At 58.1% G+C, this 9,397-nt stretch carries 10 protein-coding genes and 2 pseudogenes; 9 read left to right on the top strand and 3 right to left on the bottom strand.

All coding sequences use genetic code 11. The annotated features are described in order from the left end of the window. Positions 1–430: 430 nt before the first annotated feature. Together KHC28_RS14395 and KHC28_RS14390 are read right to left on the bottom strand one after the other, a co-directional pair. Positions 431–1,555 carry a Hint domain-containing protein gene (locus KHC28_RS14395; protein WP_214009068.1) on the bottom strand — a complete coding sequence of 375 codons (1,125 nt, stop codon included), beginning with the start codon at positions 1,553–1,555 and terminating at the stop codon, positions 431–433. Positions 1,556–3,690: 2,135 nt separating this feature from the next. Next, on the bottom strand, positions 3,691–3,912 hold the full coding sequence (locus KHC28_RS14390; protein ID WP_214009067.1) for a hypothetical protein: 222 nt from the start codon (positions 3,910–3,912) through the stop codon (positions 3,691–3,693). 230 nt (positions 3,913–4,142) lie between these two features. Here KHC28_RS14390 and KHC28_RS27875 point away from each other — a divergent pair. The 9 genes and pseudogenes from KHC28_RS27875 to KHC28_RS14355 form a co-directional block, all read left to right on the top strand. Further along, a pseudogene (locus tag KHC28_RS27875) lies at positions 4,143–4,277 on the top strand (Arm DNA-binding domain-containing protein); the annotation flags it as partial. Positions 4,278–4,286: 9 nt separating this feature from the next. After that, positions 4,287–4,751 (top strand): phage integrase central domain-containing protein, encoded by a 465-nt coding sequence (locus KHC28_RS27415; protein WP_312893198.1) that lies wholly within the window; start codon positions 4,287–4,289, stop codon positions 4,749–4,751. Further along, entirely contained in the window at positions 4,703–5,230 is a 528-nt protein-coding gene (locus KHC28_RS27410) for a tyrosine-type recombinase/integrase (protein ID WP_312893197.1), read from the top strand. The genes KHC28_RS27415 and KHC28_RS27410 overlap by 49 nt, the downstream gene beginning before the upstream one ends. A 191-nt stretch (positions 5,231–5,421) precedes the next feature. Beyond that, complete coding sequence (locus KHC28_RS14380) at positions 5,422–5,607, top strand: helix-turn-helix transcriptional regulator (protein ID WP_246564840.1); 186 nt, start codon at positions 5,422–5,424, stop codon at positions 5,605–5,607. Beyond that, a complete protein-coding gene (locus tag KHC28_RS14375; RefSeq protein ID WP_214009065.1) occupies positions 5,607–5,897 on the top strand; it encodes a DUF3102 domain-containing protein in 291 nt (96 codons plus the stop codon). The genes KHC28_RS14380 and KHC28_RS14375 overlap by 1 nt, the downstream gene beginning before the upstream one ends. A gap of 341 nt (positions 5,898–6,238) precedes the next feature. Then, positions 6,239–6,694 (top strand): hypothetical protein, encoded by a 456-nt coding sequence (locus KHC28_RS14370; RefSeq protein ID WP_214009064.1) that lies wholly within the window; start codon positions 6,239–6,241, stop codon positions 6,692–6,694. A gap of 362 nt (positions 6,695–7,056) precedes the next feature. Then, a pseudogene (locus KHC28_RS27400) lies at positions 7,057–7,812 on the top strand (phage major capsid protein). Positions 7,813–7,990: 178 nt separating this feature from the next. Further along, positions 7,991–8,185 (top strand): hypothetical protein, encoded by a 195-nt coding sequence (locus KHC28_RS14360; protein WP_214009063.1) that lies wholly within the window; start codon positions 7,991–7,993, stop codon positions 8,183–8,185. After that, a complete protein-coding gene (locus KHC28_RS14355) occupies positions 8,182–8,835 on the top strand; it encodes a hypothetical protein (protein ID WP_214009062.1) in 654 nt (217 codons plus the stop codon). Before KHC28_RS14360 ends, KHC28_RS14355 begins: the two co-directional genes overlap by 4 nt. A 211-nt stretch (positions 8,836–9,046) precedes the next feature. Here the strand turns inward: KHC28_RS14355 and KHC28_RS27755 are convergent. Further along, a partial coding sequence (locus KHC28_RS27755) for a calcium-binding protein (RefSeq protein WP_376772698.1) occupies positions 9,047–9,397 on the bottom strand: 351 nt, incomplete at its 5' end.

The raw sequence follows: 9,397 nt of genomic DNA, 5'->3' as shown, positions 1-9,397 counted from the left end.
CCCATACCAGCCTCGGCGGCCTATCGCCGTCGATGTTCGCAAGCCGGTCCCATGAGGACCAAAACCCAGCCGGGCCTAACTTATGACCGGCAGGAAAATGGGGAGCACGTCAAGGCGTAGTGGCAATCCTAAACTTCGTAAGGTGCATCGTAACGGACATCGTCGATCTCATACGGTCAAAGGCATTGGTGGACGAGCCACCGCGCTTCAGTTTTGTTCCGCTGATGGCAACGCCGGACCATAGGCACATTGGTCGGCTCGGTATTCTGACATCCACCGCATCTTGCACAGAGTCGCGGCGTGCGACCGGAGCTCGACGGGCTGCAGTTCGTCATTGAGACGGCCATACACGATTTTCAAGGCCGGATATACCGTGGACGTCGAGGCAAAGCTGAGGACGTGAGGGCGGCCCTGGGCCGCCCCTTCTTTCTTATGCTGCCACATGCACGGCCAATCGCGCCCGGATCGAGGCAGGCAGCTGACGCATCGACTTCACGCGCGGAAGATCCATTTCCGTCACGGGGCTACCAGGGCCGTACAACGCTTCGAACTCTGCGTAGTTGTCGAACCTGCGGCGGGAAACATTGTCGACGAAGGTCTCGGCCGGCACACCGTCAGCCAGAATGATCGCGTGATCGTCCACTTCGATGTGGAAATACGTGAAACGCGCTTCGGGGCGCTCGACCTGCCTTATCGTCGTGCCGTTGATAAGCGCACCCGCCTGCACCAGCAGGCCATCGATCAGCAGCGCATGATCCGGAGAGATATAGAGATCCCGTACAGGCATATTCTCACCCAGTGCCCCAGCGGCGATCCGGATCGGGAAGGCTCTCGTCGGTTCGGCGAACATGCTTACGACCGTCTGGCGGCCGATCCACTTCACGAGGCGGATCTCTTGAGAGGCGGTGAGCACAGCATCACCGATAGCGAGGGTTTCAACAGCGCGCTCGCCGTCCGGCGTGGCGATCATCGTGCCCGCGAGGAAACAAGCATAGCCGACAGTGCCGGTTGAGGGGTCGAAGATGAAGTCGTCGGGATTGACGTTACCGGAGACGGTGACCGAGGACAGGATCTGCGTGTACCACTCGCTCTGCACGTTCACCGCCTGAATGGTGATGGTGCCGTCGCCATTGTCGATGGTACGGAAGTCGGTGATGTTATCGTCGTTGAACTGCAACAGGTCGCCGGCATTGAAGCCTTCGATCTTGAGGTCGGTCACGCCGCCGGGCAGCTTCACCGTGCCGTCGCCGGTGCCGGTGAAGACGATGGTCTGGCCGCTGATGCCGCCTCCGCCGGAAACCTGAGCCGAGAAGTCCAACGTAGAGGAGCCATCGACCTCGAAGGTCACGTTGGAGCCGTTGGTCCATCCGGTATTGGTAAACGTGCCGCCATCGGTGATCCTGATCACCGAATTCGTGCCGGCATCGAGGAAGTTCGTCGAGAGGCTCGCGCCATCGGCAACCAGCGTCGAGCCGGTACCGAGGAAAATATTTCCGTAAGTCGAGTTCGTCTCGACGGTCGTCGTGGCGCCACTTGCTACGCTCAGGTCGGCCATTTCCTCACCTATCTGTCTGGGACTCATCAACCTCCGATTTCTTAGGAGACGAGGATGCGGCCCGCTGTCCAGATAGCGAAGAAATTAGTACATAATGCGAATTATTTAATAACAAATTAGAATTAATATCGTCAAGCCATTGATGCGCCGGCTTGAGGGGGGGGGGGGGGCGAGGTCGAGTTAGACGTCCTACCCAGGTCGGGAGTTGTTTCTGTTTTGTTCTCGTTATCCAATGTGCGGAACAGGAGGCGGACATGACCGAACAAGAACAACCGAAAGAGATCGCCGAGGCCGATGTCGACGAGGCCATAGCGACCTGCGACGGCGATCCGCCGCGGGGGCGCTGCTGGTGGCCGGCGAGCTACTGATCGTTGCCCTTGAAGGAGATCGCTGGGGGTATGTCAGAGGTAGCCATCGAGACAAACGAGTCTCCAAACGCCCTCTTCATATTAGCGATCAATAATGCATCGATAGCGTATCTACTCTCAATCGGCTCCGACGTTGTGCGATCAAATGTCCAATTTGTATTAATTCCACGGAAATGTCTGTAGCTAAATTCACGTTTGTCGGGCTCGGAACTAAATCCAGTTACTCCATGAATCTTCCATTGTTGTGTTAAGGGCGTTTTCCCAGTATAATGCCCCATTTATTCGGGCATTTTAATTTATAATTAACATGTTTAAAATCATAAAACGACGATAAACGAAATCTTCTTTGTCTGAATTGTTAGAGACAGAAATTCCAGAAAAGGCTGTATAGCTTCTCCGTTTTGTTTCAGCCGGCTCAAATATTTATCTCCCTTATGATGAAACAACAAGTTCATCGATATCGCAACTTAAAACACTGGATGCATTTTTCAAGCACTTATGTCTAGCGTGCTCAAGCATGCCATACTGACAATAATCTGAATCCCACCTCTTATACGGCCCTCCGCGAGCTCCGAACTTGAAAGGCCAGCTAACTATTTCGATTACAATATTTTTTTATATATTATTTAGCGCAAATGAAAGATTTTCTAATTAATAATCCGTACTACTATTGTCATATATAAGGAACCAATTCGCCCCGTGACATATATGATAATACTTAATCCAAACAATTATCCATTTTAAGCAATTGTTTTTATATATAGATAAAAAGATCTACTTCCATAAAATATGTCACATTTATTATTGTTTATTTTCATCGGAGAAGATGATGAATATTTCGATATAAATTGCATTTCATTAATTTTAGATGCGTTGTCTATCCATATCTGCGTGTTCCTGTCACACATTATTATTGTCTTTTCGACGTTATTGACTACACTATTTATTATCATTTGTTCGAATACAAAAATAAATTATGAAGGGCCGGGCCTATCGCAATAATTTTTTGACCAGAGGCGTCTCTGAATAGATCGTATAATATAGTGTTATAGTCAAATACTTGTTCGTATCCGCCTTGGCGCATTTCTATCGGACGCGGCGCGTCTCGGCGTAATTTCGTATTCGAATCTAGAACCCAAGTGGACAAGTCCGTATCTTTCATTCCTGCCCCTCCGAAAATTGGTCAAAGTAGTTCTTGTGAGAGAATACGAGGCGCCTGCCTTTAGTCTAGATGTGTCTAGTTGTTTCGCCACATCAGTCTAATCGGCGATGGAGAGCGGCTTTCCGGGCAGGGCCACCCGTCACCTTCTCGCCAGCTTCAGACCTTTTCAGCACCAGATCGCGGACGGGTTCGGGGGTGGATGGTGCGGCTAGGGCATAGAGGCGGTGGAGCCCAAACTTCCCACCGTATAAAGTTTATCTCCTAGATGATTATGTACATCATTAATCCGATAGGCTGTGCTCTAGATAATTGAGAGCTCAGCCTCAATCCATGCAAGGAGGACTTTCCTTCCAATGCTCTCATGTTGTTCTTGCAACTACATACCAACCTTGAAGATGCTTTCGACAGCAAGCTGCATCCGGCCTCGGGTGCGTTCGGCAGCAACCCGTTCAAGGAAGTGGCTCAGCGGGAGCCCCGTTGTGACCAAATTCACATTGCAGCTCTGGAGAAAATTCGCTGGTCTGGCGCCAAGAGCCGAGCTATTAAGCCGCCTCCCGCGGAGCTGTCTCCCGATGGCGCCTAGGAAGGCCGGACGTGACCCACAACTAGCGTCCGGCTAGCTGCGTCAGCATCGTCGATCTTCTCGCCGCACCCAGCTGGTTCAGGTTGCGGTGGATCGCCAGCACTTGCTGCGATGATCGCTCGGTTCGGTCGATTATGGCGAGGCGTTCGCTACGATCGGCGGAGCGCTCTACCATAGCCAGAGTGGCGGATAGATCATCGAGGGCCAACTCGAGATTCGAAACCGTTTCGTCGAGATCCGGCATGACCCGCCCCAGAATCCTGCAGGCAGCATCATTTCGCGGATGCAACCCAGTCCCAGGGATCGAATCAGTGTATTGGAAAATAACGTCTTTTAGTGTCGAAAGACACGCCAAAATACGGTAGTTACAATACTAGGATTATGGCATCGGGATTATACTGTGGCTAGAGCAAGCTGACGGACGCAAGGATAAAGGCGCTCGACAAGCCCGGCATCTACAGTGACGGCGACAGCTTGTTTGTGTGCATCCGCGACGGTGGATCAAAGCAGTTTGTTTTCATTTATCGTCGGGGCGCTAACCGTACCGAGATCGGCTTAGGCGGGTACGGGCAGGGGACTGCCCCGGTCTCGCTGAAGCTCGCTCGCGAGAAGGCAGACGTGATCCGCGACCAACGTGCCCGCGGCGAGGATCCCCGGCCCGGCAAGAAGAGGGGCACGACATTCAAGGACATCGCACTCGACACGCTTGCGGTGAAGGATGCTGCGCTGAAGAACGAAAAATCGCGGTGGCAGTGGCATCCAAGCCTCGAGGTCCAGGCGGGATCATTACACGATACGCCGATAGACGAAGTCAGCATCGACGACGTTGTTACGCTGCTGTCGCCCATGTGGACGAATACGCCGGAGCTAGCCGACCGATTGCGTATGCGAGTGGCTGCCGTGATCGATCATGCGCGCGCACGCGGCCTGTACACCGGCGACAATCCGGCAGAATGGCATGGACGGCTACAGCACCTGCTTCCCGCACGGCGCAGACTTACACGGGGCCATAACACCGCGCACCATACGCGCAGATGCCGGCCATCATGGCGGCTCTGCGGGCTGCCGGTGGGACGGGGGTGAGGGCGGTCGAGTTTCAAGCGCTGACCGCGGCGAGGGCGGGGGAGGTGCGTTTCGCCACTTGGCGCGAGATCGATTTCGATAACGTGTTGTGGATCGTGCCGCCCGAGCGCATGAAGATGAAGAAAGAGCATACCGTGCCGTTGACTGAGCGCGCTCTTGAAATTCTAGGAAAGCAACGCGAGGTGGCGACGAACGAACTAGTGTTCGTCGGCGAGCGCAACGGTAACCCGATTTCCGATATAGGGATGGTTCTGGCGCTCCGCAGGGCGTCGGGCGACAAGGCGACCATAAATGGCCTGAGATCTACATTTCGAGATTGGTGCGGCGACGCCACTGAATTTCCGCGTGAGGTCGCTGAGGCGGCTTTGGCACATGCCGTCGGTAATTCCGTCGAGCGCGCATACCGGCGAGATGACGCCTTGGCGAAGCGGCGGGAGCTCATGGCCGCGTGGGCGGACTACTGCGCGTCGCCACCCTAGCGGGTGACAGGGCGCCTGTGACGATTCTGTGCGTCCTGCAGACCTTCTCCCTGTCGGTCACATAGCGTGGCTGGCCGAGGAGAGCTACATTAGTTGACGTAGCGGGCGTCGGTGCTCGCACTAGCAGCCCTCCCCAACCACCTCCCAAGATGGGAGTTATTATGCCGGCTAATGATAATACGCCACGCCTGATGTCCGTCGCCGACGTCGTGCGCGAAATCGGGCTTTCTCGCGCCGAACTTTTCAAGCGCAGGGCGGCGGGAACCTTCCCTGCCGCAGTGCCGCTCGGCGAACGTCGGATCGCATTCATCCGGAGCGAAGTGGACTTATGGATCGATCAGCGAATCGCGGCACGCGATGCGGGGAGGGCGGCGTGATGGTGCCGGCCGTCTTCGACTACAACACCGTCCCCACTGACGTCGCCGCCGCCCTGCGTGGTCAGGCTGAGCGGATCCGGTTGCGCATCGCCCAGGGCACGGACGACATGTTGGAAACCGGCCGCGACCTTCTCGCAGCCAAGGCCAGTATGAAGCATGGTGAGTTCTCCCGGTGGGTTGAGGCCGAGCTCGGCATCACAGTCCGCTCGGCCCAGACCATGATGCGGGCGCCGAGATCGTGGCATCAGAAAGCGGAAAATTTTCGCTTTTGCCACCGTCAGTGGCGCTGAAGTTATCCGCCCCATCGCTTCCGGTGGAAATCCGTGCGGCATTCGTGGAGCGGGGCGGCGAAGGGCGAGCGGGTGCCACTCGCTGCCGTCTCTGACGAGTTGCATCGCTTTCGTGACGAACGCGAGGAAGCCGAGCGGCAGGCGAAGCGCGATGCTAGGACGCCCCAGGCGAAGGCGGCGGAGAAGCGCAAGCGAGAGAAGGAGAAAGCAGAGAGCAGAGAGAGGACAGGGATCGCAGGATCGAGGACGAAAAGCAGCACCGCACCGATCGCGCCGTTGAGTTTGCAAAGATCCTGCGGGGAAGGCTCGACGACGGTGAGTGGGAGTAAACGAAGGGCTTGTTGTCCGGTCAGGATGCGCCGAGCCGCGACAAGATCTGGCAGGTAATGGAGTGTCAGTGCTTCCACGAAACCGACTGCGAGGATTATCTTCCGCCTTCTTTCCGGCAGTATGAAACCATCGACACCGCCAAGGCGGTGGATGAGATTGTGCGCCTGACGAGACATCTCCACCATACCGAGGAGATGAACGATCAGTTCCGTCAGCGGGCGCAGGATGGTGCTATGGCGCTGGCGCAGTTCCTCTATCAGAACCTCCCTGCGGAATTCCATGGAGCCGCCGCCGGATTGCTGCTCGACCTCGACCACGACGGCGGTGTTGCACTGCTGCTGCTGCCTGAGACCACCCCAGCAGCCGCCCCCACCATCACGCTCGCCGACGAAGACGACGACGTGCCGGCCAACCTGTTCACCGGCGCACCCCAATCCGTATTCAACCAGTCTGCCACCTGCCGGTAGCGGCAAGGAGCATTCATGCCTGTTGCTATCGCCGAGACGATCGAAGAGCTCGGTAATGCCTTTAAGTCCGTCACCGGCGACCTCTCGGGCCGGATCAGGGAGCTCGAGAAGCGCACGGCACGCGAGCCTGATTTTGTGGAGCATCGCGGCGGCGCGGTATCGCTGGGCGATCTGGTCGCGGCAAGCGATGAGATCCGGAAGCTGTCCAGCGACTTTCGCAGTCGCGCGGTGGTGAAGATCACCGGCGAGGAGGTCGCGTCCATCGCCAGCCGCACCGGCACCGTCGGGGCCGCCACCTCGCCGGGCACCAGTCTCGTGCCCGCGCATCGCGTACAGGGCATTGTCGAACCCTATGTACGTGAATTGCGCGCTCGGGATCTGCTGCTGCCCGGTCGGACCACCAACAATTCGTTGAGTGGCCAAAAGAAACCGGCTTCACCAATAATACTGCGCCGGTGGCTGAGACCGCCGCCAAGCCGTATTCCGACCTGACGTTCAATCTGTTCTCGACTCCGGTGCGCACCATCGCGCATCTGTTCAAGATCTCTCGCCAGATGCTTGATGACGGCCCGGCCCTGGCCGCCTATGTGGGACGACGCGGCACCTATGGCCTGAAGTTTGTCGAAGAGCAGCAGCTCCTGAACGGCAACAACACCGGCCAGAACCTCAACGGCATCCTGCCGTAGGCGACCGGGTTGGCTCCGGCGTTCATATCGTCGTCGGGAACCCCGATCGACCGGATCCTGCAGGCGATAAGCCAGGTCGAGGACGCGGACGTACCGGTCAGCGGCATCGTGCTCAACAAAAGAGATTGGCGTCGCATCACTGGCCTAAAGGATGGCGAAGGCCGCTACCTGTCGGCAGCGTCCCCGTTCGGCCTCGCCGATCCGCGCCTGTGGAACCTGCCGGTGGTGGCGACGAACGCCATGGTTACGGGCAAGTTCCTGATTGGCGCATTCAAGGACGGCGCGCAGATCCTCGACCGTCTCGACGTTGAAGTCCTGATCTCGACCGAGAACGTGGACGACTTCGAAAAGAACATGGCCACGGTCCGCATCGACGAGCGCCTTGCCCTGGCGGTCTACCGTCCCGAAGCCGTTCGTCACCGACGACCTTGAGGCCGCGTGACCGTAGGAGGGGCGCCGAGTGTCGCCCCTCCGTACCGCGACGGTAGGGGGCGGATCGAAAGTCTAGGTGCCTCTGATCTTCGGACCGGCGAGGTCCCACAACGCACGCGTCTGCAATTCAAAATATGACCCTCACGCTCCATCTGTCGCATAACTCAAGGAAAAATATGTGAAATCCGCAATCCTGTCCGCCGCTTTGGCGGTCTTTTTTATTACGCCCGCATCGGCCGAGCCAATCTCGCTGATCGCGATCACCGGTCTTAGCTCGGCTGTGGGAGGGGCTGCTGGTGTTGTCAGTAGCCTTGTCACGCTCGGTATCGGCCTTGGTGCCAGCTTCATTCCCTCGCGGAGTACCCACGAATGACGGCCATCATCGCCTATGCGCAGAGCCATCCGGCCCGCGCGGTTCGTATCGCGACCGATAGTCGTGGCGTCGACGCAACCGGCCAGCGCTTCTCACTGGCGAAGACGTTCCCGCTTCCCGCGCTTTCAGCCGCGCTGGCGGTGATGGGAACTTCGGAGACCCTTGGCGCACTCGCGACCGCTATATCGATGCGCGCCAGCAATTTCGCCGACGCCGTCGAAGCCCTGCCGAACGCTCTCCGTGTCGTACAGACGGCCCGTGCAGCGGCTGGTGAGCGGGGCTCGCAGTTGGCCGTGCTGGCCGGATTCGACGATGCGACGCCGCGGATCGTCGTGTGCGCCACTGTATCGGATGCCGGGCTGGAGCCGTGGGTATCTCACGACGTCGGCACCTTCCACGCCAGCCCAGCGAGCACGGAAGCCTACAAGGCAATGCACCTGCCGGCGGACGCGGATGCGCTACGGCCTGGCGACCTGCCACGGTTGATTGCAGTGATGCGCGATCACGTCGCCGAGCAGCAGTGTCACCTGATAGGCGGCGCCGTGACGGTGACGTCCGTGTATCGCGACCGCCTCGAACAACGGTCGATCGGCGTCGTGCCGGAGGCCTCGCAGCGGCGGGGGCTGTTGGGGCGGGTGATGGGGTTGTGAGGGGCGACGGTCGCAGAAGTGGCCGAGCGCATTGCGGAGAGCGCTCGGCCTGCCGAGCGCCACCCTGCTTGGGGGCGGGGGCGACGAGGGGCGACGCTTCAATATGGCATCCCCGTTTCCGCGAATAGTTAAACTTTCGCAACTCTGGAATGTAGTTTTCCGTGGTGCTGCCTTGGGATGACAACAATGTCGGCGGGAGCGCGGATCGTGGCTACACGAACAGGAAGTTGCTCGTGGTGAGGTCGGCGAGCTTGGCGTTCTGTAGCACGATGCCGTCGTGGCCGTCCCAGATCACCACGTCGGTGCCGTTCTGGAACGCCGCCGTCAGCACCGCGCCGATCGAGGAAAAGATGTCGCTGTCGAACACTACCCGGTCGCGCGTCACGTTCCAGTCGACGAAATAGTCGACCCCGCTACCTTGCTCCAGGATCGCGTAGTCGTAGCCCGCTCCGCCATAATAGGCGTCGGTGCCCTTGCCGCCGGTCATGTAGTCGTTGCCGTTCTCGCCGAACAACCGGTCGCTGCCGTCATGGCCGTACAGGCTGTCCGAACCCCCCGCGCC

The sequence above is a fragment of the Ancylobacter sonchi genome, assembly GCF_018390695.1.
Taxonomy (GTDB): domain Bacteria; phylum Pseudomonadota; class Alphaproteobacteria; order Rhizobiales; family Xanthobacteraceae; genus Ancylobacter; species Ancylobacter sonchi.
The sequence above is the reverse complement of the archived record's forward strand: the minus strand, read 5'-3'. Positions and strand labels throughout refer to the sequence as shown.

Excerpts from the sequence above, each read along its gene's own strand:
- KHC28_RS14395 (WP_214009068.1), bottom strand. The coding sequence starts at position 1,555 with ATGGCCGACCTGAGCGTAGCAAGTGGCGCCACGACGACCGTCGAGACG.
- KHC28_RS14390 (WP_214009067.1), bottom strand. The coding sequence starts at position 3,912 with ATGCCGGATCTCGACGAAACGGTTTCGAATCTCGAGTTGGCCCTCGAT.
- KHC28_RS27410 (WP_312893197.1), top strand. The coding sequence starts at position 4,703 with ATGCCGGCCATCATGGCGGCTCTGCGGGCTGCCGGTGGGACGGGGGTG.
- KHC28_RS14380 (WP_246564840.1), top strand. The coding sequence starts at position 5,422 with ATGTCCGTCGCCGACGTCGTGCGCGAAATCGGGCTTTCTCGCGCCGAA.
- KHC28_RS14375 (WP_214009065.1), top strand. The coding sequence starts at position 5,607 with ATGGTGCCGGCCGTCTTCGACTACAACACCGTCCCCACTGACGTCGCC.
- KHC28_RS14355 (WP_214009062.1), top strand. The coding sequence starts at position 8,182 with ATGACGGCCATCATCGCCTATGCGCAGAGCCATCCGGCCCGCGCGGTT.